Annotated in this window: 25 protein-coding genes; 14 read left to right on the top strand and 11 right to left on the bottom strand. The window is 61.2% G+C overall.

Annotation, left to right across the window (positions count from 1 at the left end):
* Window positions 1-785 precede the first annotated feature (785 nt).
* The 6 genes from AC0NIL_RS17925 (at window position 786) to AC0NIL_RS17900 (ending at window position 4,890) form a co-directional block, all read left to right on the top strand.
* Window positions 786-1,553, top strand: a complete 768-nt coding sequence (locus AC0NIL_RS17925) for a hypothetical protein (RefSeq protein WP_473573058.1) — start codon at window positions 786-788, stop codon at window positions 1,551-1,553.
* A gap of 437 nt (window positions 1,554-1,990) precedes the next feature.
* Window positions 1,991-2,455: a hypothetical protein gene (locus AC0NIL_RS17920; protein ID WP_473573059.1), complete on the top strand. Its 465-nt coding sequence runs from the start codon at window positions 1,991-1,993 to the stop codon at window positions 2,453-2,455.
* A 50-nt stretch (window positions 2,456-2,505) separates the two neighbouring features.
* On the top strand, window positions 2,506-2,922 hold the full coding sequence (locus AC0NIL_RS17915; protein ID WP_127329555.1) for a hypothetical protein: 417 nt from the start codon (window positions 2,506-2,508) through the stop codon (window positions 2,920-2,922).
* A 136-nt stretch (window positions 2,923-3,058) separates the two neighbouring features.
* Window positions 3,059-3,523 (top strand): hypothetical protein, encoded by a 465-nt coding sequence (locus AC0NIL_RS17910; RefSeq protein WP_473573061.1) that lies wholly within the window; start codon window positions 3,059-3,061, stop codon window positions 3,521-3,523.
* Window positions 3,513-4,040 carry a hypothetical protein gene (locus AC0NIL_RS17905; protein WP_473573062.1) on the top strand — a complete coding sequence of 176 codons (528 nt, stop codon included), beginning with the start codon at window positions 3,513-3,515 and terminating at the stop codon, window positions 4,038-4,040. The genes AC0NIL_RS17910 and AC0NIL_RS17905 overlap by 11 nt, the downstream gene beginning before the upstream one ends.
* Window positions 4,041-4,641: 601 nt before the next feature.
* Window positions 4,642-4,890 carry a hypothetical protein gene (locus AC0NIL_RS17900; RefSeq protein ID WP_473573064.1) on the top strand — a complete coding sequence of 83 codons (249 nt, stop codon included), beginning with the start codon at window positions 4,642-4,644 and terminating at the stop codon, window positions 4,888-4,890.
* A 504-nt stretch (window positions 4,891-5,394) separates the two neighbouring features.
* Here AC0NIL_RS17900 and AC0NIL_RS17895 read toward each other — a convergent pair.
* The 4 genes from AC0NIL_RS17895 to AC0NIL_RS17880 form a co-directional block, all read right to left on the bottom strand.
* Window positions 5,395-5,694 (bottom strand): DUF982 domain-containing protein, encoded by a 300-nt coding sequence (locus AC0NIL_RS17895; RefSeq protein ID WP_013531275.1) that lies wholly within the window; start codon window positions 5,692-5,694, stop codon window positions 5,395-5,397.
* A gap of 43 nt (window positions 5,695-5,737) precedes the next feature.
* Window positions 5,738-6,193 carry a hypothetical protein gene (locus AC0NIL_RS17890; protein ID WP_063168152.1) on the bottom strand — a complete coding sequence of 152 codons (456 nt, stop codon included), beginning with the start codon at window positions 6,191-6,193 and terminating at the stop codon, window positions 5,738-5,740.
* A 68-nt stretch (window positions 6,194-6,261) separates the two neighbouring features.
* Window positions 6,262-6,750 carry an Hsp20 family protein gene (locus AC0NIL_RS17885; RefSeq protein WP_013531273.1) on the bottom strand — a complete coding sequence of 163 codons (489 nt, stop codon included), beginning with the start codon at window positions 6,748-6,750 and terminating at the stop codon, window positions 6,262-6,264.
* A gap of 28 nt (window positions 6,751-6,778) precedes the next feature.
* Complete coding sequence (locus AC0NIL_RS17880; RefSeq protein WP_164753782.1) at window positions 6,779-7,057, bottom strand: hypothetical protein; 279 nt, start codon at window positions 7,055-7,057, stop codon at window positions 6,779-6,781.
* Here AC0NIL_RS17880 and AC0NIL_RS17875 point away from each other — a divergent pair.
* The 3 genes from AC0NIL_RS17875 (at window position 6,975) to AC0NIL_RS17865 (ending at window position 8,756) form a co-directional block, all read left to right on the top strand.
* Complete coding sequence (locus AC0NIL_RS17875) at window positions 6,975-7,406, top strand: cupin domain-containing protein (RefSeq protein ID WP_024503833.1); 432 nt, start codon at window positions 6,975-6,977, stop codon at window positions 7,404-7,406. The genes AC0NIL_RS17880 and AC0NIL_RS17875 overlap by 83 nt on opposite strands.
* Window positions 7,407-7,503: 97 nt before the next feature.
* Window positions 7,504-8,262 carry a copper homeostasis protein CutC gene (locus tag AC0NIL_RS17870; protein ID WP_473573065.1) on the top strand — a complete coding sequence of 253 codons (759 nt, stop codon included), beginning with the start codon at window positions 7,504-7,506 and terminating at the stop codon, window positions 8,260-8,262.
* A complete protein-coding gene (locus tag AC0NIL_RS17865; RefSeq protein WP_473573067.1) occupies window positions 8,259-8,756 on the top strand; it encodes a GNAT family N-acetyltransferase in 498 nt (165 codons plus the stop codon). Before AC0NIL_RS17870 ends, AC0NIL_RS17865 begins: the two co-directional genes overlap by 4 nt.
* Window positions 8,757-8,789: 33 nt before the next feature.
* On the opposite strand, the gene AC0NIL_RS17860 is transcribed toward AC0NIL_RS17865, so the two are convergent.
* From AC0NIL_RS17860 to AC0NIL_RS17835, 6 genes are all read right to left on the bottom strand, one after another.
* Complete coding sequence (locus tag AC0NIL_RS17860; protein WP_013531270.1) at window positions 8,790-8,906, bottom strand: MFS transporter small subunit; 117 nt, start codon at window positions 8,904-8,906, stop codon at window positions 8,790-8,792.
* 110 nt (window positions 8,907-9,016) lie between these two features.
* Window positions 9,017-10,396, bottom strand: coding sequence for an L-lactate MFS transporter (locus AC0NIL_RS17855; protein WP_473573069.1), 1,380 nt, complete (start codon window positions 10,394-10,396; stop codon window positions 9,017-9,019).
* Window positions 10,397-10,643: 247 nt separating this feature from the next.
* A complete protein-coding gene (locus tag AC0NIL_RS17850) occupies window positions 10,644-11,666 on the bottom strand; it encodes an acyltransferase family protein (protein WP_013531268.1) in 1,023 nt (340 codons plus the stop codon).
* A 407-nt stretch (window positions 11,667-12,073) separates the two neighbouring features.
* The gene (locus AC0NIL_RS17845; protein WP_063172334.1) at window positions 12,074-12,871 is read right to left on the bottom strand and encodes an FAD binding domain-containing protein; all 798 of its coding nucleotides are present in this window, start codon (window positions 12,869-12,871) and stop codon (window positions 12,074-12,076) included.
* Between the two features lie 113 nt (window positions 12,872-12,984).
* Window positions 12,985-15,333: a xanthine dehydrogenase family protein molybdopterin-binding subunit gene (locus AC0NIL_RS17840; protein WP_275952882.1), complete on the bottom strand. Its 2,349-nt coding sequence runs from the start codon at window positions 15,331-15,333 to the stop codon at window positions 12,985-12,987.
* A 113-nt stretch (window positions 15,334-15,446) separates the two neighbouring features.
* Window positions 15,447-15,944: a (2Fe-2S)-binding protein gene (locus tag AC0NIL_RS17835; protein WP_275952880.1), complete on the bottom strand. Its 498-nt coding sequence runs from the start codon at window positions 15,942-15,944 to the stop codon at window positions 15,447-15,449.
* Between the two features lie 263 nt (window positions 15,945-16,207).
* Here AC0NIL_RS17835 and AC0NIL_RS17830 point away from each other — a divergent pair, with 263 nt between their 5' ends.
* Window positions 16,208-17,392: an FIST signal transduction protein gene (locus AC0NIL_RS17830; RefSeq protein ID WP_050592709.1), complete on the top strand. Its 1,185-nt coding sequence runs from the start codon at window positions 16,208-16,210 to the stop codon at window positions 17,390-17,392.
* 14 nt (window positions 17,393-17,406) lie between these two features.
* Window positions 17,407-18,747, top strand: a complete 1,341-nt coding sequence (locus AC0NIL_RS17825) for a hybrid sensor histidine kinase/response regulator (protein ID WP_013531263.1) — start codon at window positions 17,407-17,409, stop codon at window positions 18,745-18,747.
* 35 nt (window positions 18,748-18,782) lie between these two features.
* Here AC0NIL_RS17825 and AC0NIL_RS17820 read toward each other — a convergent pair whose 3' ends face one another.
* Complete coding sequence (locus AC0NIL_RS17820; RefSeq protein ID WP_027039066.1) at window positions 18,783-19,466, bottom strand: response regulator; 684 nt, start codon at window positions 19,464-19,466, stop codon at window positions 18,783-18,785.
* 175 nt (window positions 19,467-19,641) lie between these two features.
* On the opposite strand from AC0NIL_RS17820, the gene AC0NIL_RS17815 reads away from it, so the two are divergent.
* The 3 genes from AC0NIL_RS17815 to AC0NIL_RS17805 are packed head-to-tail and all read left to right on the top strand — an operon-like array spanning window position 19,642 to window position 21,461.
* Window positions 19,642-20,337 carry a fumarylacetoacetate hydrolase family protein gene (locus tag AC0NIL_RS17815; protein ID WP_024503825.1) on the top strand — a complete coding sequence of 232 codons (696 nt, stop codon included), beginning with the start codon at window positions 19,642-19,644 and terminating at the stop codon, window positions 20,335-20,337.
* Window positions 20,338-20,341: 4 nt separating this feature from the next.
* A complete protein-coding gene (gene maiA, locus AC0NIL_RS17810; RefSeq protein WP_024503824.1) occupies window positions 20,342-20,992 on the top strand; it encodes a maleylacetoacetate isomerase in 651 nt (216 codons plus the stop codon).
* Window positions 20,982-21,461, top strand: a complete 480-nt coding sequence (locus AC0NIL_RS17805) for a DUF4262 domain-containing protein (RefSeq protein WP_224675382.1) — start codon at window positions 20,982-20,984, stop codon at window positions 21,459-21,461. The genes maiA and AC0NIL_RS17805 overlap by 11 nt, the downstream gene beginning before the upstream one ends.
* The last annotated feature ends 88 nt before the right edge of the window (window positions 21,462-21,549 follow it).

Raw genomic sequence — 21,549 nt, 5'->3', positions numbered from 1 at the left:
GAACCACCGGCGATCTCAAGACCGTCTCTTTGGGCAATTGGGTCTCCGTGACTGAATACGGCACTTACAAGGGTGTCGGATCTCGGCAAGTCCGAGCAATCCTATCTCACCTCGGTCTACTCCAAGAACAGCTTGAGGTATCCAGTACGGGCAACGCTAGGGTCACCCGAAGACGCCTCACTGACGAAGCGATCCGAGCCGGGCTAGGTAAGCGTATCTATCCGAGGAAGGCGGGGAGCTATCCCTTCGACGTCCTGTCACCCGAGGGGCAATCTTGGGCCGACCTAAGGTGGGACGGTGCGGTCAAGACCATGGCGTCAGAGATCGCGTCAAACCCAATTGTCACGACTGCCAAGGAATGCCTCGATAGGTTCAAGGCGTCTCGTCGGTCAGAGATGACACCACAGATGGAAGTCTGCTTCCTGTCCGACCACTTCCCTGACCTCCTCCAGGTCGACATCTGCAGGATCACCGGAGCATCGCCCCGAATGGTTTCCCTGCATGTGAACACCCGAGCAGACCAAATAAGGGCATGGAAGGCTTGGAAAGCGAAGGCTCTCCCGAATCAGGGATGACACCCTCAGTCCCGACTTGATTGACACCTGAGGCTGGACTCGAGTTGAGCCCGGAGTGGGATTTCCCTCCTTGGTCTCTCTCATTGGTCTTCAACCCGAGGGTTCCCCTAGTCCCCAAATTGGTTCGCCTTCGGGCGTTCACTGACTACGTCACCATGATCGTCATCCGACTGGATACCTACATTACACAAGGAGTTACATCGTCGAAAAATGACCACCGATGAAAAGGCTCTGGCCACCATGCGACGGCCAGACTTTGACCCCCATGACCGCTTCGTCACCTCAGAAGCCGTCACCGCGTATCTCGCCCCCTATCTTGATCAGCACCCGGATGGGACCTCGACCATCGAACACCAAACCGGCCAGCCATGGCGCGGAATGGTGAGCGAGACCGGCGTTTGTGTCTATCGCCCGACTGCCTTCCAGATCATGCAGGCGCATTGTGACCCAAAGGCACTAACCGACCGGGAAGTATTGTTCTTGGTCATGACCTCGACCGAGAGCGAAAGCTACACCCAGGCCGACTGGAGCCAGATGGTCGCGGGCGAGATGCTGGGGGCCAAGGTCCGACAGGAAGCGGACAGGCGAGGCAAGCGGCACAAACTTGACCATGACCGAGGAAAGCGAGGCAGCCGCGAACGGCTGACGCTCGACCATTTACCGGGCCAGCGGGCGATACCCGACCATGCCCTTCCACAGCGCGCAAAGATGCGCCGAACGAAGTCACTTAAAGCAGCACAGGAGCGAAGGAGCTTGAGACGAGCAACAACGGAGGGGATCGTGGTTCAGCCGCGCAAGGATCAGTGGCGCGACATGAACCGAAACGATGTGAAGGAGTATCACCAGACCATGGACCGGCTGGTTGCAATGGGCACCCTCGACCCGCTCATGGTGGATGAGGTCGCGGACCCCGAGGCATCACCGATTGCGTACCTCTACCGTATGGGTCGGATGACCTCGAAGGGCGATCGGGCATGAGTGGTCTACGCGGCCTCCTGCCACCCGAAGACTACCCCAGCCGGGAGACGGCCCTAGTCATCGTCGAAGCGCTCGGTAAGGGCCAAGCAGGGACGTCGAGCGAACTGGAGCGGCTGACCGGCATCTCCAATGTCCTTGTCGTCGCCGACCGCTGCTACATGGTTTACGGGTATCCAGAGCTAGAGCCGGCAGCGGTTGCTCGAGGCATGACTGAGGTCTTCATGAGGCCCACAGCGCCCCGCAGAGAGCCCGCCGGAGGCACCCACGGGCTTTCCACGCCGTCCACTCCAGCCACGTCCGACGCACGTCCTGAGGGCCGAGAGACCATGACCTGCGGGTTCACGCCTCAACGCTGACCCTCCATCACCACCGCATCAACACGTCTCGGGGCAATACCGCTCCGAGGTCAACACACTCACATTGAAGGAACGAACAGCATGAACGATTTCAACAGGGCCTCTGGGCTCCAGATCAACAGCGACCATGTCAACATCCGGGAGCAGGAGGCGCGGGACCGACAGGCCGTCGAAGACCGCGTGGACCAGATGCGGCGCGACCACGAGCAGGCCGAGAAGGCCCGGAAGGAAGCCGACTTTCGAGAGCAGATCGCGGCCCAGACGGAGGCAGGCTTGCGGGCCAATCAACAGATGCAGGCCAAGCGTATGGGCATCAACACTGGACAGGCGCTGAACGAGGGCCAGAAGGCTCAGATAGCAGCAGCTAAGCCCATGAATGGCTCGGCACCGCAGGCCCTTGTGGATCAGCTTGCGGTGACCGTTGGTGGCATCCAGTTGGGACCCCAGCAAGCCAAGGACATGGCGGCACGTGGGGAGATCAGCCAGGGCGATTACGTTGCGGCTGTGAACGCGGCTCTGGTCCCCTACGGTTATTCTTTCAGGTAACCACGGAGGCCGAGAGTGACGAGGGGGCTGCGGCCCCTGAATTGCCTGCCGTGGATGACAAGGCCCAGAACGAGGAACTGACCAACGACGAGAAGGAGGAAAAGGAACATAACGAATTTGTACGCATGGCCGACCAGAGCCTTGATCGGTTCCGTGACACGCATAGCGAACCCCAACAGCAATTCATCGTGGACGCCTACGTGGAAACCGGAGAAATCCTTACCGGCGAAGCCTACGGCATCGACCCGGTTGAAGCGGCTGTGGTCGAGACTGCATTCAGTCAGCATCTGGACCGCAACGTCCTTCGGCAGCATGGGCTGACGCTGGCGACCTACTTCGAGCATGTGGACGAGGCCGATTACCCGGCGCTCCGCAGGGCTGCGGCCAAGGGCGAATGGCACGTCTTCCACGGCCATGCCCAAGCCATAGCAGCCGCCCGGAAGACCGGCACAGCCTTCACTGAGTGACGCCTATCCCATCCCCCGATGCATCGCCCCAAGAGGTGTGTCGGGGGCTGAAGCTCAAACATGGCGGTGCACTACTCAGGACCCTCTCTATCGCCGGCCCCAGATTGCGGTATGTTACTCAAAGGGGGAACTAAAGATGTGCAACTGGCTTGGGGAAAAGAGTGGTGAAATCCAGGCAGTGGCGGCAATTCTCGGCGTTGTTGTTGGTATCATAGGGTTCGGTGCGACTGCGTGGCAGCTTCGTTCAGCAAATTATTCGCTCCAAGCGTCTAACACTTACACCATTCAACACGATGCACGAGAGTTAGCTGCACAGGTACTTTCGCGCGGATTTGTCAAAAAATTGAGACAAGGAACGTTGCCAACGGAGGAGCGTGAGGAAGCAAAAACCGACTTCTGGGCGATGCTTAATTTCTATCTTTCTGTCTACAGGCAACTTGAGGCTGGCGGAATCAACGAGAAGATTGGCGACGCCTTCGGGCAGGATTTTTGCCAATTGCTTTCTGAAAAAAGCATGGCGGAGGCATTCGACGAGATGCTGGCCGAGAAGAGAATCACCCAAAACTACGTGGCTATGAGGGAGGCGTGGTGTGCGAATTAGGTTCTTTGCTCCGGCCTTGATTTGTATTGCACTTTGCACCGGCACCCACGCCGGAGAGTTCGGAAATGTGCTCGGCGGTTCAGCGGGTGCAGGACAGTCACGGGACGCCAGTGCAACAGCACTCGAAGCCGTGGGCAAAGTGATCGAAGGGCTTCGTCAGAGGGAGCTTCTGCCAGGCTCCGGTGGCGAACAATTCCAGCAAGCGGCCCAGTTATTTGCAGACGCAGCCAAAAAGATGGAAGCCGTACTTCCCTTCCTTCCTGATGAAGAACTCACCCAGCAGCAGTTTGCATTCCTGACCGAACTCAAGGGAGCAGATGCCCAGACCTATGCAGTGATCGGCGAAACGAAGAGCCTGAAGGACGTCTATCGGAGTTTCGCCAACGTCACACAGCAGATGTCGAGTGCGGTAGGAAGCCTTGCGGGACAAGCGAACGCTTTCCGGACAATCTCTCCCCTGCTGATAACGTACTTCCGAGTGGCTGATAGCGTGGTGGCCCTGCAAGAGCGACATTGATTTGCGATCCTCATCTTGCATCGTCATTTCGCTTGACCAAGAGATACACCGCTGCTACCTCTTGAGATACACCAAGGCGGTCGACGCTTTGGAGAAGCGGTCGCCGCAACCGATTGGAAATAAAGACTTTTCTGGTCTTTTTGCACCCGGTTCGATTTACCAAATTTGTCCGGCCCGGGGAGCCAAATTCTTCAAAGCGTTGAGACGGTCAGGTCGCCCATAGGGGCTGATCTATGGCATGTCTGGAAAACCGCAGGCAGCAGCAGGTTGATCCTCAACTTGACCTGGCGCCGCTATGCAGCGCGCTTCGATCACGGCGATCTCTTCACCGCGATCTCATCAGGATTTCATCTCTTGTCACCGTTCGGGTTGGGTGCCGGTGCCTCTCGCACATCTCGTGGTGGCGGGTCGACATGTTCAAGCTCTGGCGGGGCTTCTTTGTCCCGACGTCGGACAGGTAGCTTCTCCGGTTCGGGCTTCGATGGTGGTTCTTTGATCTTGCTCGGCATAATCGAGTTAACCGCACTGCCGGTCCCTTGTTCCCGCAGCAAGCCGAAAACCTGAATGGGGGAACCGGGAGCGCCAAAAAGCGTTTTCTCGCATGCTCAAGAAGATCGCCCTTGCCGCCGTGCTGGTCCAGGTTGCCGCGGTTTCGGCTCTCATCACTCAGACGGTCCTCTTCGCGTCCACGGCCACACAGGCCGCCAACGCGCAGCCCGGCGACGCAGTCGCTGTCACTGCCGACAAGGAACCGGACAAGGCGGCGCAGCCTGCTGGTGCCGACCAATGCCCAACCCGGCTTGTGACGAGCAAGGTTTTCACGAGCAACGCAATTACGGCGCAACGATAGCTCGCCATCGATGCCGGCCATCCGTCGATCCCCCCAATTTAAGTCAGGGCAGTGTGCTTGAAAGCGCAATGATTCCTGTTACTTGCGGCATGGGGCGAGTGCGTTTGGGTTGGGCAAGAATTGGGTATGATTTCATCAAATATGGAATGCCTGCGCTGTCATGGCAGCGGCAGGGTTTTCGACTGCTCCAAATGGTATGCGTCAAACGGACACTGCTGCCCTCAGGGGACCCATCGGGGTGGCTGCCCCGGAAAAACGGGTGCCTGCACGGAATGCGACGGCCTGGGGACAATGGCGGAGCCTCCGCTGAGGGCCGTGGCATAATCTGCGATAGTGTCGCATGCCGCTGATGGCGACGCGGACGCGCCCGCCAAAAAACCGTACTAACGGCTCGAACAACAACCGCCCGCCAAAGGTGAGCTGGCAGGGCAGTTCACCTTGTAGCGATGCGGAAACGACGACCATGCAGCCGAACCATCCTGATGGCGCCGCCCCTTATCAAGGCTAAGCGGTTACCCCACCACGACCTGACCTTGTGCCGTCCATCCAAGGGAATTGGGCAAGCGGGTCCTGCAAGATTTTGACGGATCTTGCGAAGCCGGCGACGGCATCGCGCGCCACCGTCAGCGGAACCTGGCCGTCGTGAGCACGCTGGCAAGCTCGAAAGGCCGTTTCGAAAATCGGACCTCGCCGTTCCCTTGGCCACTCCTCAAAGAAGTCGAACGCATCGTCGAGGCACCCAATTTCTTGAACGAACTCGCCATTTTTGACCAGGACCGGTCGGTCGAACGTCCTGTAACTCATGTGATCCTCCATTCCGCACGTTGGTTGTTGCTGGCTTGGGTCATCATGCGATTGCATGCTCCGGCTCGGCCAACATGCCGCCGCCTCCACGCCCGGGCGGCACCGTCGCAAAGGCCGGGATTGGCGGCGGATCATCATCGTCATCCCGCCAGGGGCGCCGCATCCAACCGAGCCGGCTCTTCTTGCGGCGCCGGTCGAAAGACAGGCTGACGGTTCCCGACTCCTTTGAAACACGCGGTTCCCGCCCGGTTTCGTCCAGAAGGCGGAGTGCGCGAAGTATGTCGCTGACTTCCACGATGGCGCCGTTGTCCAATTGCCGCAACGCGGGATTGTCAGGAACCGCATGAACGTCGGAAGCCCAGAAAGCGAGCAAAGCCCGCTTTGCACCGATCGTCATCGTCTCCTCGTTCAGCACATCATCCGGCGTCCGCAATCCGGCGGATTCCGCGGCAAGATTTTTCGGTTCAGGTTGGTGAAAACTGTAAGTTCCGGTTCTCATCTCCATTCTCCGCGATCTGTGCCTCCCGGCCGAACCGGGAGGCGGACCGTAGATTTAGGTCCAGGGAATCAGGCGACCTCGCGTTGAGGCTCCGCATCCGAGTCGATCAACTGCTTCTTGCCGGGTTGCTCGAGCGAAACCGCTTTGGCTTCGGACCCTATCTCAATGCGCCGAGGCTTGAGTTCCTCGGGCACTTCGCGGACCAGGTCCACTGACAGCAAGCCATTCTCGAGGTTGGCCGCCTTGACCTTTACGTGGTCGGCAAGTTTGAACACCTGCTTGAAGTTGCCCGTCGCCAAGCCGCGATGAAGGACCTCCCGATTTTCCTGGTCGGGTTTCCTTTGGCCGACGACAGACAATTCGGGGCCGTTCTGCATGAGTTCGACCTCATCGAGAGCGAAGCCGGCGATAGCCATCGTAATGCGATAGTCGTTCTCGCCGGTCTTCTCGATATTGTAGGGAGGCCAGTCGGAGCGTACGCTTTTTTCGAGCATATCGAAGAGACGGTCGAAGCCGACCGTTGTGCGGTAAAGAGGGGTATAATCAGAGCTTCTCATAGCCATATCCTCCGTGAAGCAACATGGATTACGAGGCTGTCGCAGCGTCGCTGCGACGCCAGTATGTCGAGCCGAAGCCTCGACGGAAAACGATCTGGTAATCGTGTTTTTTTCCTTCAAGAGGGGCGACAAAAATATTTTTGGCCGGCAGGCAGGTGCCCAAGGCGCTGCCTTGCGTGCTGGTGGCCACTGCGCGATGTTGACGCCAGGGGTGGATGCGAATCATGCGAAAAATTTTGATGTCAGGACTGCTGCTCGCGGCAGCCTTTTCCGCGAACCCGGCCCACGCGCTGGACAGCAGCGGCACGCCTGTCGTCGTGACCCCTCTTGCGTCGCGCACGACGACCGCGTCCGGCCAACCGATCACGCTGCCGCAGAAGAACGTGCAGGTGCTGGTCTCGACCTACGACATCGCGCCGGGCGCGACCTTGCCGGTCCACAGGCACCCTTTCCCGCGCTATGCCTATGTCCAGGCCGGCACGCTGAAGGTCACCAATGTCGAGACCGGCGACAGCAACACCTACAAGGCCGGCGATTTCATCATCGAAATGATCGGCCAGTGGCATCAGGCCACCAATATCGGTGATATCGAGGTGAAGCTTCTGGTGATCGATCAGGTCGAGCAAGGCGCCAAGAACACGGAATTGCGCCAATAACCGCGAAGTCCGTGCCCGGCGCGAAAGTCTGTTCGCGCTTTCGCAGCAACCGGCGCGGTGGTAGGGCTGGCCGGGAAATCATGGAATGGATCGCCCCTTGACCAAAGCTCTCCGCCTGCCGCTGATCGAAATCTGTGTCGAAGGCATTGACGGCCTTCTCGCGGCGCAAGCCGCCGGCGCCGACCGGATCGAACTGTGCGCCAGCCTCGTCGAAGGCGGCATCACGCCAAGCCTCGGCACGATCCGCGCCGCCATCGAGCAGGCAAACGTGCCGTTTCACGTCATGGTGCGGCCGCGCGGCGGCGATTTTCTCTACAGTGAGACCGAATATGCCTCGATGCTGGCAGATGTCTCGGCACTGCGCGAACTCGGCGTGCCCGGCGTGGTGTTTGGCTGCCTGAACGCCGATGGTACCATGGACGAGGCGCGCATGAGCGAACTGACGCAGGCCGCCGGCCCCTTGAACGTCACCTGCCATCGCGCCTTCGACATGGCGCGCGAGCCGGCCGAGGCGCTCGAATCGCTGATCCGCAGCAAGGTCGGCCGCGTGCTGACCAGCGGCCAGCGTGACACTGCCATCGAAGGCTTGCCGCTGTTGGCGGATCTGGTGCGGCAGGCCGGCGACCGCATCGTCATCCTCGGCTGCGGCGGACTGGATTTGCACAACATTGCCGAAGTGCGCAGCAGAACCGGCCTGTCCGAAATGCATTTTGCCGCCCTCAAGGATGTGCCGAGTGCCATGGACTACCGCAATCCCCATGTCGGCATGGGTGGTTCCGATCTCGATCGCGAGTACCGCAACACGCTGACCGACACAGCGCTGGTGGCGGCAACGATCGCGGCAGCCAAGGCATGACCTCGAGCCCTGCCCCGATAGCCCGTGTATCGGCCCAAGACGAAGCGGCGATCCTGGTGCTCAACAACGAGCATGCCGCCGAACTGTCGTGGCTGGAGGCTGAGCGGCTGTCCTTCCTGCTTGGCGAAGCATTTTACACCAGGCGCATCGGCGATCTCGAAGCCTTCATCATGACCTTCGACCAGGACGCCCGCTACGACAGCCCGAATTTCCTGTGGTTCCGCGAACGCTATGAGCGCTTCGTCTATGTCGACCGGGTCGTCGTGGCGGCGCACGCACGCGGCCGCGGCCACGCCCGCCGGCTCTATCAGGACCTGTTCGGCCATGTTGAGCGCGCCGGCCACACGCTGGTCACCTGCGAAGTCAACACCGCCCCGCCGAACCCCGCCTCGGATGCCTTTCACGCCGCGCTCGGCTTCGTCGAGGCCGGCGACGCCGTCATCCATGGCGGCAAGAAAGCGGTGCGCTATTACGCCAGGCAGATCAGCGCCTGACAGACCAGGCAGATCTGCGCACGAAGATGAGGACTACTGGAACAGGGCTGTCGCACTCACCAGCGTCATCCAGAACCCCCAGACCAACGGGATGCCGACCAGCAGCCAGGCCAGCGTGAGTTTGATCGAATTCTCGTTGTCTTGCGCCATGGTCGGTCTCCTCAGAGCTGATCCCGAAAAGTGGACTCCGGTTTTCGGAAAAGATCATGCTCAAACAATAAGATAGAGCCCATCCCGATTCTATCGGGATGGAACTGACTCTAAGCCACCGCTGGTTCGGTCTTCATGTGGAAGCGCGCATTGACGGGCCGCATCATCAGGTTGAGCAGGAGGCCGACAACCAGCAGGCCGGCCATGATGTACATGGTGACCGTGTAGGCGTCGGCCTTCGCAACGCCGCTGTCGATCTGGTACTGCCGGATATAATTCACCAGCACCGGGCCAAGCACGCCCGCCACCGACCACGCGGTCAGCAATCGGCCGTGGATGGCGCCGACGTAACGCACGCCGAAGACGTCGCGCAGGTAAGCGGGAATGGTGGCGAAGCCGCCGCCATACATGCTGAGGATGATCCCGTAGAACAGCACGAACAGGAAAACGCTGCCGGTCTGGCCGGTCCACGGCACCGCCGCATAGAGGACGACGCCCAGCGCGAAGAAGATGGCATAAGTTGTCTTGCGGCCGATATAATCGCTGGTCAAGGCCCAGAAGAAGCGGCCGAGCATGTTGAAGATCGACAGCAGGCCGACGAAGCCGGCGGCAGCGGCAGGCGTGATGCGTCCCGGAAACATCTCCTGGCTCATCGCCGAGGCCTGGCCGAGCACGCCGATCCCTGCCGTCACATTAAGGCACAGCACGCCCCACAGCAGCCAGAACTGCGGCGTCTTCAACGCATCGTCGAGATGGACATTGGACGTCGTCACCATCGCATTCTGTGCCGCCGGCGGCGTCCATCCGGCTGGCCTCCAGCCCTCCGGCGGCACCCTGACGATAACGGCGCCGATCAGCATGAAGACGAAATAGACGATGCCCAGCACCAGGAAGGTTTCGGCGACGCCGATGTGCTCAGGCGTCGAAAACAGCTTCATCAGATAAACCGACAGCGGCGAGGCGATGAAGGCGCCGCCGCCGAAGCCCATGATCGCCATGCCGGTTGCCATGCCCGGCCGGTCCGGAAACCAGGTGATCAGCGTCTTGACCGGCGAGATATAGCCGAGGCCGAGACCGATGCCGCCCAGCACGCCGTAGCCGAGATAGATGATCCACAACTGGTGCAGATAGACGCCGAGCGCCGAGACAATGAAGCCGCCGCCGAAACAGCAGGCAGAAGCGACCATGGCTTTGCGCGGACCGACGCGATCCAGCCAGCCACCGCCGAACGCCGCCGCAATGCCCAGGAACAGGATCGCGATCGAGAAAATCCAGCCGAGGCCGGTCAATTTCCAGTCGTCGGGCGCCGAGTCGGTGATGCCGATCAGCTTAGACATCGGCAAGTTGAAAACGCTGAACGCATAGGCCTGGCCGATGCAAAGGTGGATGCAGAGCGCCGCCGGCGGCACCATCCACCTGCTGAAGCCAGGCTCGGCGACGGTGCGTGAGCGGTCGAGCCAGCCGCCCGCCCTTTCCCCGGTCGTATCCATTCCATCCTCCCAGATGCGTCTTCGAACCATCTTCTCAGATGTGTCCTGCGAACAAACTAGGCGGGTAAGCCGGCGAGGCAATAAGGAATGCCTGCCATACGACCAATGTCTAATGAGACTGGCCCATATCGGAAAGCAGGTCATTGCTTTCCCGAAAGTTAGATTAGAAACAATTAATTGACTGTCTTCTTATGAAGCGCGATCCCTCCACCTGCCCTCACGATCATCTGGCCGGGCACGACGGCATTCACCAGTTGCGGTTGAGCCATTCGCGAGCCGGGCGCTCTATGAGGTAGTAGCTGCAGGCCGCGCAAGCGAAGACCGCGGCCAGCATCGGTATCGGCGCGCTGCCTTGCTCATAGACGAATTTGTAGAACGGCTGCTGCCATAAATAGAGCGAGTACGACCACAGCCCCAGCGTCGCCATCGGCCAGGACGACAGCAATCCGGAAAAATACCGTGGGCTGAAATCGAGTGCGTTGACGGCCAGAGCCAGCAGCGGCACCGCGAAGAGATAGTGCATCGGCGTCGGCACCCGATCCAGGAACAGGACAACGGCACAGACCGTCGCCACCAGGGCCACATGCTTGCCTCTCAAAAACGCCGGCAGCCTGCCGTCGGCCTTGAGCAGGCAGATCGAAGCCGACAGCAGGATCGACGCGATGTGCACATCCGTGCGCCAATAAGTGGTTTCGTAGTCCATCCCCAAGACCCAGTACGAAACCGCGCCATTGGCCATGGCCAGCAAGGCCAGCGCCAGGAGCAGCACGACCACGCGAGAGCGACTTGAGACGATGACGCTGATCAGCGCCAGGATGATGTAGGCGTGCTCCTCGATGCAGAGCGACCAGATATGGTCGAGCGCCCCTGCCCGAGCCACGAGAATGCCGGCATAATTGTAGGTGAATGTCAGCGCCGTCAGCGCGGCCTTCCATTTGAAGGCGAGGAACGTGCCGGAGAGCGCGATCATCGCGACGACTACGAAGACCAGAAGAGCCGGATAGATGCGGGAGAAGCGGCGTTTGAAGAATTTTTTCAGCGGGTAGCGTTCGATGAACAGGATCTCGCCCATCAGCCGGCCGCTGAGCACGAAGAAGAATTCGACGCCCAGCACGCCAAGATTGATTCCCGGAACCGGAAAGAAATGGCCGATCAGAACCAGCGCGATCGAAAGCCCGCGCCAGCCGTCGAGATAGGCCAGTCTTGTTCTGGTTGATCTGTCGGCGGCGGATCGGGACGGAACGACATGCGTCGCGGAAATGTCGGTCATGCCGATCCTCTCGCAATAGGTATGCGAAGGGTACGACGGTACATTTCGAACCCAGCTCGCATTCCCGCCCAGTCCATATTGCAGTGCAATATGAATTTGTGCAAGTGCGAGATTGCTGCCGGATCAGGTCCGGGCGATGTATCGGCCGGAATTGCTTCAAGCAGTGCGGCGGCCATGCCAGCAGCAACTGAACGGATGCAGGCCGCCGCACGACAAAAAAGGGGCCACGGAGGCCCCCTTTCCTTGTCTGCGACCGATCGTATTAGAAACTGTTTCGAAACTCGCCCTGGCGAGTCATATGGTGGTGGTTTCGAGAACCGGAGCGGAGCGTACTTTTGGTACGTGAGCACCGGAAGCACAGAAAACGCCATCAGATGGCCGCCGGAGTAGAGTTTCCAAACAGTTTCTCAGGCGTTGGCTGCCGCAACCGCGCGCTTGGCCATCACCGCGATCAGATTGGCGCGATAATCGGCCGAGGCATGGATGTCGGTCATCAGATTCTTCGCCGGCACTTTCACACCTTCCAGTGCCGAGGCCGCGAAATTCTTGGCCAATGCTGCCTCGATCTCCTTCGAGCGGAAGACGCCGTCATCGCCGGCTCCAGTGACGGCGACGCTGACGCCATCCTTGCCCTTGGCAACGAACACGCCGACGATGGCGTAGCGCGATGCCGGATTGCGGAACTTTTCATAGGCCGCCTTGGCCGGCGCGGTGAAGGTGACGGCGGTGACGATCTCGCCTTCCTTCAACGAGGTCTCGAACAGACCCTTGAAGAACTTGTCGGCAGCGATCTCGCGCTTGTTGGTGATAATGGTGGCGCCCAGCGCCAGCAGCGCCGCCGGATAATCGGCCGCCGGGTCGTTGTTGGCGATCGAGCCGCCGATCGTCCCCTTGTGGCGCACCGCCGGATCGCCGATCAGTGACGCCAGATGGGCAAGCGCCGGACAGGCCTTCTTCAGCTTCTCGTCATTGGCAACGGCGTGATGCGTGGTCGCGGCGCCGATGGTGACGGTCTTGCCCGACACCTTGACGCCCTGCAGCTCCGCGATCCGCGACAGGTCGACAAGGTCGGACGGCGCGGCAAGCCGCGTCTTCATCGCCGGGATCAGCGTCATACCGCCCGAAAGCAGCTTGGCGTCGCCTGTCTTGACCAGCTTGGCAGCATCGGCGACCGAGGCGGCGCGGTGATAGTTGACTGCGTACATGGAATTCTCCCTGGGGTGAATGGGCGAATAGGGAGTAGCGAATAGCGAATAGGATCTATCCAGTCGCACCGCCTTCTCTTCCCTATTCGCTACTCCCTATTCGCTATTCGCTTTCAGTGTTTCGTCGCGCGGATCGCGGCCCAGACGGTGGACGGCGAAGCCGGCATGGCAAGATCGTTGCTGCCGATGGCGTCGGTGAGGGCGTTGATCACCGCCGGCGGCGAGCCGATGGCGCCGGCCTCGCCGCAGCCCTTGATCCCCAACGGATTGCCCGGGCAAGGCGTGTTCGAGGTCGAAACCTTGAACGACGGCAGATCGCCGGCGCGCGGCATGGTGTAGTCCATGTAGCTCGCGGTCAAAAGCTGGCCGCTATTGTCATAATGGGCGCCTTCGAGCAGCGCCTGGCCGATGCCTTGCGCCAGCCCGCCATGCACCTGGCCCTCGACGATCATCGGGTTGATGATGTTGCCGAAATCGTCGGCAGCGACGAACTGGACGATCTCGGTGACGCCGGTTTCCGGGTCGACCTCGACCTCGCAGATATAGCAGCCCGCCGGGAAGGTGAAATTCGACGGATCGTAGAACGCCGTCTCCTTCAGCCCGGGCTCCATGCCGCCCGGCAGGTTGTGGGCAGTGTAGGCGGCCAGCGCCATCTGGAACCACGGCACGTTCTTGTCGGTGCCGGCGACCTTCAGCGCGCCATTCTCGATGACGATATCGCCTTCGTCGGCTTCGAGCAGGTGTGCCGCGATCTTCTTGGCCTTGGCCTCGACCTTGTCGAGGGCCTTGACGATGGCCGACATGCCGACTGCACCCGAGCGCGAGCCATAGGTGCCCATGCCCATCTGCACCTTGTCGGTGTCGCCATGTACGATCGAGACCGAATCGAGCGGCACGCCGAAGCGCTCGTTGACCAGTTGCGCGAAGGTCGTCTCATGGCCCTGGCCGTGGCTGTGCGAGCCAGTCAGCACCTCGATCGTGCCGACCGCGTTGACGCGCACTTCCGCCGATTCCCAAAGGCCGACACCGGCGCCGAGCGAGCCGACGGCAGCAGACGGCGCGATGCCGCAGGCTTCGATGTAGCAGCTCATGCCAATGCCGCGCAGCAGCCCCTTCTTGGCGGCGGCGGCCTTGCGCTTGGCAAAGCCGGCATAATCCGACGCCTTCATTGCCGCATCGAGCGAAGCGGCATAGTCGCCGGCGTCATAGCACATGATGACCGGCGTCTGATGCGGAAACGCTGTGACGAAGTTCTTGCGCCGCAGCTCGGCCGGCGAGACGCCGAACTGGCGGGCCGCCGTCTCCATCATGCGCTCCATGACGAAGGTCGCTTCCGGCCGCCCTGCCCCGCGATACGCATCGACGGGCGCGGTGTTGGTATAGATCGCCTTCACATTGGCGTGGATGGCCGGGATATTGTACTGGCCCGACAGCAGCGTCGCATAGAGGTAGGTCGGCGTCGCCGACGAAAACAGCGACATATAGGCGCCGAGATTGGCCTGGGTTTCGACCTTCAGGCCGAGGATCCTGTGGTCCTTGTCGAAGGCCATTTCAGCATGGGTGTGATGGTCGCGGCCATGCGCGTCGGTCAGAAAACTCTCGGTCCGGTCAGCCACCCATTTGACCGGCACCCCGGTCTTCTTCGACGCCCACAGGCAGACGATCTCTTCGGGATAGATGTAGATCTTCGAGCCGAAACCGCCGCCGACATCGGGCGCAATCACGCGCAGCTTGTTTTCCGGCGCGACATTGTAGAAGGCGCTCATCACCAGCCTCGCCACATGCGGGTTCTGCGAGGTCGTCCAGCAGGTGTAGTGATCCTCGGCCTTGTCGTAATGGCCAAGTGCGGCGCGCGGCTCCATGGCGTTAGGCACCAGCCGGTTGTTGATGATGTCCATCTTGACCACATGGGCTGCCTTCCCGAAGGCCGCTTCCGTGTCGTCGGCATTGCCGATGTCCCAGTCGAAGATCAGATTATTGTCCGCTTCGGGGTGGATCTGCGGCGCACCCTTGTCCATCGCCTTGGAGGCGTCGACGACGGCCTTCAACTCCTTGTAGGTGACCTCGACCGCCTCGGCGGCGTCACGCGCTTGCCCCTTGGTCTCGGCGACGACAATGACGACGGCGTCACCGACATAACGGACCCGGTCGAAGGCGAGTGGCGACCATGCCCCCATCTTCATCGGCGAGCCGTCCTTGGAGTGGATCATCCAGCCGCAGATGAGATTGCCGATGCCATCGGCCTTGAGTTCCTTGCCGGTCAGCACGCCGATGACGCCGGGCATGCCTTGGGCCTTCTTCACATCGATCTTCTTGATCTGCGCATGCGCGTGCGGACTGCGCACGAAGGCGGCGTGCTTCATGCCGGGAACCACCATGTCGTCGACATAGCGGCCGGCGCCCGTGATGAATCGTTTGTCTTCCTTGCGCGCGACCCGAGCGCCAACACCTTCAATGCCCATCAGAAATTCCTCCCGAGATTGTAGGGGAGTAGGTGAGTAGGGCAGTACGGCAGTAGGGAAAAATTGGCTCCGATTCCCTACTGCCCTACTGCCTTATTGCCCTACTGCCTCGTTCAAGCCGCTTGTTTCGCCTTACCCTTCGACCCCTTCATCGTCGTCGATGCGGCGAGGATCGCCTTGACGATGTTGTGGTAGCCGGTGCAGCGGCAGATGTTGCCGTCGAGTTCGGCACGCACCGTCGCCTCGTCGAGCCCTTCGGGGTGGCGGCCGATCATGTCGGTCGCCGTCATGATCATGCCCGGCGTGCAGAAGCCGCACTGCAGCCCGTGATGTTCCTTGAAGGCGGCCTGCACCGGATGCAGGTCGGCGCCATTGGCCAGGCCCTCGATCGTCAACACGGTCGAGCCGGAGGCCTGCACCGCGAGCATCGTACAGGATTTGACCGCCTTGCCGTCGACGTGGACGACGCAGGCACCGCATTGCGAGGTGTCGCAACCGACATGCGTGCCGGTAAGGCCGAGATTTTCCCGCAGGAAGTGAACCAGAAGTGTTCGGTCCTCGGCAGCACCGCTGACCCGCTTTCCGTTCACTATCAACGAAACGTCCGACATGGTCCCTCCCTGGGTATCAACCTTGGTCATCACGTTGCCAACGCGGCGTTGGCGCATCGGCCATGCGTTATTGGTACACCGCACATCGGACAAAAAACAGCACGTCGCAAACGCGGCACATTGTACTTTCGGTCATGGCCGCGCCCAAACATGCGGTGCCGGTGGCCCCATTGCCAAACCGCCGATTGAAGGCAACAATGTCGGTCGACGCCCGCGCGCCAGAAGCATTTAAAACAGCCGCGCACAAAAAAGCGTCGGAGGAAATGCGGAGAACATCGCTGGCCAATTCACAGACGCGCTATGCATGCGGCCTGTCGGCGCTCACCACGGACGAGCCCGACATGGAGGCGTTCGCCAAGGCGATCGCACTGGAAGCAGCCGCCATCGACGCGGGCTTTGCCCTGCTGTTCTTTTCCCAGAGCCTGGTCGAAGCCAGCGCCCTTTCCCAGGCGCTCATGACCCACGCGCCGGCGCTCCACCACGCCGGCTGCTCGACTGCCGGCGAGATCACGCCGCAAGGTCTCGAGGATGGTCATGTGCTGGCCATGCTGCTTCCGTCCACCGCGTTTACCGCCGTCAGCGTGATGGTCGAAAATCTGTCCTCGTCGGGTATGGACAGGATCACCGGCGAGGTCGAGACCCTGCGGCGATCGCTGCGCGCGCGCCTCGGTTGCGATCGGACCAAAGGCACTTTCGCGCTCTGCTTCATCGACGGGCTCTCCTATGCCGAAGAAGCGGTGAGTTCAGCCATCCACTGGGGTCTCGATGACATTCCGCTGCTTGGCGGCTCCGCCGGCGACGATCTGAAATTCGAGACGACGCGCCTGATCTCGAACGGCAAGGTCACCTCCGACAGCGCCATCATCGTGCTGATATCGACCGAAATTCCCTTCCATGTCTTCAAGACCGACAATTTCGTTCCCACCGATGAGAAACTGGTGGTGACGGCTTCCGATCCAGATCACCGCATCGTGCGCGAGTTCAACGCCACCAATGCGGCGCAGGAATACGCCGCGTCCGTCGGTATCGTCGCGCAGATGCTGACGCCACTGAGCTTCGCCTCGCATCCCGTGGTGGTGAAGGTGGGCGGACAATATTATTGCCGGTCGATCCAGAAGATGCATGCCGACGGCTCGCTGTCGTTCTTCTGCGCCATAGACGATGGCGTCGTGCTGTCGATCGCTCAGCCCAAGGACATGGTGGAATCGACGCGCGCCGCCCTGCGCGACGTCGAGGAGAGGCTTGGCGGCATCGACATGATCCTCGGCTTCGACTGCGTGCTGCGCCGGCTGGACGCACGCAATCGGCAGGTGTTTCGCGAGATCTCGGAACTCTACCGGGTCAACAATGTCATCGGCTTCGGCACCTATGGCGAACAGTACCGGTCGATGCATCTGAACCAGACTTTCACCGGCATCGCCTTCGGCGAGCGCCAGGCGGCGGAATAGGACGGCGCAACAAGATGCCGCTGAGGGACATAAACGATCTTGAAAAGCTGAAGAAGATCAACGCGGCACTGGTCAGCCGCGTCGAGCGCTCGATGGACCAGCAAGGCAACGCCTTTTCGCTGTTCCAGACCACGATCTCGCTGGAAAACCGGGTGCGTACACGTACCGAGGAACTTCACTCGACCTTGCGGCGGCTGGAGCAGTCGAACATTGACCTCAGTGCCGCCAAGGAAAACGCCGAACTTGCGAACCTGTCAAAAACCCGTTTCCTCGCCGCTGCCAGTCACGACGTGCTGCAGCCGCTGAATGCCGCCCACCTTTCGGTTTCGGCGCTCGCCGAAGTTCAGACCAGCGACGAGGGCAAGAAACTGGTGCGGCAGGTCGAGCGCTCGCTGGAGACGATGGAGGACCTGCTGCGAACCCTGCTCGACATCTCCAAGCTCGATGCCGGCGTGGTGCAGCCCGACATAAGCGACGTCAGCCTGGAGGCGCTGTTCTCGTCGCTCCGCTCGGATTTCCTGCCGGTGGCGGAGATGAAAGGCCTGTCGCTGAAATTCCGGCCGGTCCATGCCGTGGTCCGCTCCGACCGCACGCTGCTGCGCCGTATCCTGCAGAACATTCTCTCCAACGCGCTGGGCTATACACGCTCGGGCGGCGTGCTTGTCGGCACCAGGCATCGCGGCGACACCATCCGCATCGACGTCGCCGACACGGGCTGCGGCATTCCCGACGACCAGCGCGAGGCGGTGTTCGAGGAGTTCCACCGCGGCACCTCGCCGGCCAATGCCGAACTGGACGGTGGCGGTCTCGGGCTCGGGCTCGCCATCGTGCGCCGCATGGCCAGCGCGCTCGGCCATCCCGTGACATTCTCGTCGAAGGTCGGACGCGGCACGATCTTCCACATCGATGTACCCGTCGGCATCGGTGCGCCAGCCGATGCCATCGCCAGCGTTGCCGATATGGAACGGCCGCGCGGCTATGGCCTGTTCGGCACCAAGGTGCTGCTGGTCGAGAACGATATCGAAGTGCTGCAGGCCATGACCTTCCTCCTCGAACGCTGGCAATGCCTGGTGCGGGCCGCGACCTCGACCGACGATGCGCTAGACATGCTTGGCGACACCGACTGGGTGCCCGACATCGTCATTGCCGACCAGCATCTCGACGGCGGCGATCTCGGCACCACGACCATCGCCGAAGTCCGCGACTATCTCGGCCGCGCCGTGCCGGCGCTGATCGTCACCGCCGACAGTTCGGAAGCGGTCGCCAAAGCCGCCCGCTCCGGCGGCATCGAACTGATGCGCAAGCCACTGAAGCCGGCCCAACTAAGGGCGCTGCTGGCGCATTTGCTGGCTTAGCTTCATACCCTCCCCTTGAACGGCAGGGTAAAAGCTCAAAACCCAGCCTGATCGCGAAACAGCTCCGCATTGTCCAGTTTCGACACCTCGATCACTGCCTGCGTGCGGCTGTAGACATTGAGCTTGCGCAGGATTTCCGAGACATGCGCCTTCACCGTGGTCTCGCCCACCTGCAGCTCATAGGCGATCTGCTTGTTGAGCAGGCCCTGGCGCAGCATCTGCAGCACGCGCAGCTGTTGCGGCGTCAGTGTCGACAGGCGCTGCACCATGTCGGCGCGGTCGACGCTTTCGGCATCCGGCGTGCGGCCCTCATAGGTTTCCGGCACATAGATCGCGCCTTCCATCACCGAGCGTATGGCGGCGGCGAGGTCGCTCTTGCGCGCCGATTTCGGGATGAAGCCGGCGGCACCATAGGACAGCGCCTCGGAAATGATCTTCGGCTCCTCGTAACCAGAGACGATCACCACCGGCAGGCGCGGATAGCGGGTCCGGAGCTGCAGCAGGCCGTCAAAACCGTGCACGTCGGGCATCGAGAGGTCGAGAAGCGCGAGGTCGAACGGCTTGGCATCGGCCAGAAGATCGAGTGCCTCGGTGATCGAGCGCGCCTCCACCGTGTCGACTTCCGGATAGGCCATCTGCACGGCGCTGTGCAGCGCCTCACGAAACAGCGGATGGTCGTCGATGATCAGGAACCGGGCGCGATCGTGGGTTGCGGTCATGGGGTTCATTTCAGTTCGTGAGCGATTAGAATAACCTCTCCACCATGGCCAGATTATTGCCAAATAGTATATCGCCATCTCCGGCGGAAAGTGCCGCCGGCACTTTCTCGACCAAATCGCCTTGTCCAGGCCCCCAAATCGGTCGAATGTTCCGGCAACCAAGCAGAGACCCTTGATGACAGAATTCGTCCTTCCCCTGCCCGCAACCGCATCGGTGGCCGTTGCCGGCTCGTCCGATCGTTTTGCGGTGCGCCGTATCTACTGCGTCGGCCGCAACTACGCGGCGCATGCCCGCGAATTCGGCAATGACGAGCGTGATCCGCCCTTCTTCTTCACCAAGCCGGCCGACGCGGTGGTCGATTCCGGCACCGCTATCCCCTACCCGCCGCTGACGGCCAATCTGCACCACGAGATCGAACTGGTGGCCGCGATCGGCAAAGCCGGCTTCCGCATTCCCCGCGACAAGGCGCTGGACCATGTCTGGGGCTATGGTGTCGGCATCGACCTCACCCGCCGCGATCTGCAGGACGAGGCCAAGAAGGCCGCCCGGCCCTGGGACTGGTCGAAGGCCTTCGACCGCTCCGCCCCTTGCAGCCCGTTGGTGCAAGCGCACGAATCCGGCCACCCACAGAAGGGCCGCATCTGGCTCGCCGTCAACGGCAAGGTCAGGCAGGATGCCGACCTCGCCGAACTGATCTGGCCGATACCGGATATCGTGTCGATCTGCAGCGAGGCGATGGAGCTCGAGCCCGGCGACCTGATCTTCACCGGTACGCCGGCAGGCGTCGGCGCGGTTGGCCCCGGCGACACGATGACCGGCGGCGTCGACGGCATCGGCACCATCGAAATAACCATCGGCCAGCCGAAGTGAGCGCATGAGCAAACTCGTCCTGCACAACTACTATCGCTCCTCCACCTCCTACCGGGTGCGGATCGCGCTGGAGATGAAGGGGCTGAGCTACGACTACATCCCGCATCATCTGCGCCATGGCGAGCACCTCGAACCAGCCTATCTCGCGGTCAATCCGCAAGGGCTGGTGCCGGCGCTGGTGCTCGGCGACGGCACGCTGCTGACGCAATCGCTGGCAATCATCGAATTCCTCGACGAGACCAGCCCGGAACCACCGCTATTGCCAGGGGATGCGGCCGGTCGGGCACGGGTCAGAATGCTGGCGCAGATGATCGCCTGCGACATCCACCCGGTGAACAATCTGCGCGTGCTGACCTCGCTGCGCACGCTGTTCGGCGCCGGCGACGAGGACGTCGTCAACTGGTTCCGCCACTGGGTGAACGAGGGCTTTCAGCCGCTTGAAAAGATCCTGGCCTTGTCGGCGGAGACCGGAACATTCTGCCATGGCGACGCGCCGGGTCTGGCTGACATCTGCCTCGCCGCACAGATTGCCAGCAATGCCCGCTTTGGCGTCGATCTGACGCCCTACCCGACGATCGCGCGCATCAACGCCGCCTGCATGGCGCTGCCGGCCTTCCAGAAAGCGGCGCCCCAGAACCAGATCGATGCCGAATAGAGAAGCCACCGATCCAGAGGAAGTAAAGGTGCTTGCCGACATCGAGGCCTATGGCTGCCATATCCTGTACGTGCTGGAGGAAGGCGACCTGGCGCCCTTCGCCTATTCAGTCGGTATCGAGCACAATTTCGGGGCTCCAGAATTGGTCGTGATAGGTCTGAGGCCTGAAATCTCGCAGTCCATCATCAACGAGTATTGCAGACGGGTCCACTCAGGCGAGGTTTTCGAACCAGGACAGCGAACGTCCGGCTTCGTCAAAGACTTCGACTGCCAGTTCGACGCTGTTCATATCGAGCACTACCCCGAGCATTTCGGCTGGGATCTCTGGTTCTACGACGGCCCGGATTTCCGTGTCGTGCAGCTGATTTTTCCGACGACTGAAGGCATCTGGCCATGGGACGCCGAGGCCGACGACTGGTTCCGAGCCTGGCAGCCGCTGCTCGACACGGCTCCCGCGTCCCAGGCCTGATCGACGGCATCAATTTCGGACTCGCCGCGCCAAGGAATCGGCTATCTTCGCGCTTCGATGCGCGTGGTCCGTGAAATTATTTGGAGTT

The organism is Mesorhizobium sp. WSM1343 (assembly GCF_055901535.1).
This window is presented reverse-complemented; position numbering and strand designations above follow the sequence as displayed.

Bases quoted from the DNA above. Each gene is read 5' to 3' on its own strand.
- AC0NIL_RS17925 (WP_473573058.1), top strand. From the start codon at position 786: ATGACCACCGATGAAAAGGCTCTGGCCACCATGCGACGGCCAGACTTT.
- AC0NIL_RS17920 (WP_473573059.1), top strand. From the start codon at position 1,991: ATGAACGATTTCAACAGGGCCTCTGGGCTCCAGATCAACAGCGACCAT.
- AC0NIL_RS17910 (WP_473573061.1), top strand. From the start codon at position 3,059: ATGTGCAACTGGCTTGGGGAAAAGAGTGGTGAAATCCAGGCAGTGGCG.
- AC0NIL_RS17900 (WP_473573064.1), top strand. From the start codon at position 4,642: ATGCTCAAGAAGATCGCCCTTGCCGCCGTGCTGGTCCAGGTTGCCGCG.
- AC0NIL_RS17895 (WP_013531275.1), bottom strand. From the start codon at position 5,694: ATGAGTTACAGGACGTTCGACCGACCGGTCCTGGTCAAAAATGGCGAG.
- AC0NIL_RS17890 (WP_063168152.1), bottom strand. From the start codon at position 6,193: ATGAGAACCGGAACTTACAGTTTTCACCAACCTGAACCGAAAAATCTT.
- AC0NIL_RS17885 (WP_013531273.1), bottom strand. From the start codon at position 6,750: ATGAGAAGCTCTGATTATACCCCTCTTTACCGCACAACGGTCGGCTTC.
- AC0NIL_RS17875 (WP_024503833.1), top strand. From the start codon at position 6,975: ATGCGAAAAATTTTGATGTCAGGACTGCTGCTCGCGGCAGCCTTTTCC.
- AC0NIL_RS17865 (WP_473573067.1), top strand. From the start codon at position 8,259: ATGACCTCGAGCCCTGCCCCGATAGCCCGTGTATCGGCCCAAGACGAA.
- AC0NIL_RS17860 (WP_013531270.1), bottom strand. From the start codon at position 8,906: ATGGCGCAAGACAACGAGAATTCGATCAAACTCACGCTGGCCTGGCTG.
- AC0NIL_RS17855 (WP_473573069.1), bottom strand. From the start codon at position 10,396: ATGGATACGACCGGGGAAAGGGCGGGCGGCTGGCTCGACCGCTCACGC.
- AC0NIL_RS17850 (WP_013531268.1), bottom strand. From the start codon at position 11,666: ATGACCGACATTTCCGCGACGCATGTCGTTCCGTCCCGATCCGCCGCC.
- AC0NIL_RS17845 (WP_063172334.1), bottom strand. From the start codon at position 12,871: ATGTACGCAGTCAACTATCACCGCGCCGCCTCGGTCGCCGATGCTGCC.
- AC0NIL_RS17840 (WP_275952882.1), bottom strand. From the start codon at position 15,333: ATGGGCATTGAAGGTGTTGGCGCTCGGGTCGCGCGCAAGGAAGACAAA.
- AC0NIL_RS17835 (WP_275952880.1), bottom strand. From the start codon at position 15,944: ATGTCGGACGTTTCGTTGATAGTGAACGGAAAGCGGGTCAGCGGTGCT.
- AC0NIL_RS17830 (WP_050592709.1), top strand. From the start codon at position 16,208: ATGCGGAGAACATCGCTGGCCAATTCACAGACGCGCTATGCATGCGGC.
- AC0NIL_RS17825 (WP_013531263.1), top strand. From the start codon at position 17,407: ATGCCGCTGAGGGACATAAACGATCTTGAAAAGCTGAAGAAGATCAAC.
- AC0NIL_RS17820 (WP_027039066.1), bottom strand. From the start codon at position 19,466: ATGACCGCAACCCACGATCGCGCCCGGTTCCTGATCATCGACGACCAT.
- AC0NIL_RS17815 (WP_024503825.1), top strand. From the start codon at position 19,642: ATGACAGAATTCGTCCTTCCCCTGCCCGCAACCGCATCGGTGGCCGTT.
- maiA (WP_024503824.1), top strand. From the start codon at position 20,342: ATGAGCAAACTCGTCCTGCACAACTACTATCGCTCCTCCACCTCCTAC.
- AC0NIL_RS17805 (WP_224675382.1), top strand. From the start codon at position 20,982: ATGCCGAATAGAGAAGCCACCGATCCAGAGGAAGTAAAGGTGCTTGCC.